This window comes from Paraburkholderia sp. BR14312, from assembly GCF_040948675.1.
GTDB classification, from domain to species: Bacteria; Pseudomonadota; Gammaproteobacteria; order Burkholderiales; family Burkholderiaceae; genus Paraburkholderia; species Paraburkholderia nodosa_A.
The window spans coordinates 1-818 of record NZ_JBFPKI010000066.1 but is presented as its reverse complement, the minus strand read 5'-3'; the positions used below and the strand labels follow the sequence as shown (position 1 = coordinate 818).

At 63.4% G+C, this 818-nt stretch carries 1 protein-coding gene; it reads left to right on the top strand.

Features of this window, described 5'->3' with window-relative positions:
- Positions 1-60: 60 nt before the first annotated feature.
- Positions 61-818, top strand: a 758-nt coding sequence (locus AB3X98_RS42015; RefSeq protein ID WP_368607205.1) for a ParB/RepB/Spo0J family partition protein, incomplete at its 3' end; no start/stop codon positions are given.

The window sequence follows — 818 nt, the reverse complement described above, 5'->3', positions numbered from 1 at the left end:
CTGCGATCGCAAGGTCAGCTGCAGAACATGGTCGTGCACCCCGATGGCGACGACTATGGCGTGGCCGACGGCGGCCGACGGCTGCGCGCGTTCGGGCTGCTGCTCTCGCAGGGCCACGTCAAGCCTGATCACGCGGTGTACTGCATGGTGACGGACGACGCGCGCGCGCTGTCCGCCAGCATAGCCGCCAACTCCGAACGCGAGTCGATGCATCCGGCTGACGAGTTTGAAGCTTTCATGGCTCTCACGAACGATGGCACGCCCATCGAAGACATCGCCGCTCAGTTCGGTGTCACGCCGCTTGTCGTACGCCGCCGGCTGCTGCTCGCCAAGGTGTCGCCCAAGCTGATCGCCCTTTACCGCGCAGGTGAGATGACTCTCGAGCAGTTGCAGGCCTTCACGCTCGTCGACGATCACAAGCTGCAGGAGAAAGTCTGGAATTCAGCGACGCACTCATGGCTGCGCGATGCCCACCACCTGCGTGAAGCACTGATGAAAGGCGCGAAGTCCACGGGCTCCGACCGCGCGGCGAAATTTGTCGGCCTGGATGCATACGAGGCCGCAGGCGGCAAGGTCGTGCGCGATCTGTTCGGTGCGCCCGACAGCGGCTATATCGCGGACGATCAACTGATGCAAACACTCGCCGCCGGGAAGCTCGAAGGCGTTGCGCAACAGCTCCGCGACGAGGGCTGGTCGTTTGTGAAGATCGTGCCCGACATGAGCTGGAGCGTGACGCAGGCGTACAACCGCAGCAAACCCAGGGTGCGCAATTTCACGGCCGAAGAACAGGCGGAGATTGAGCAACTGGAGGCGGTAGC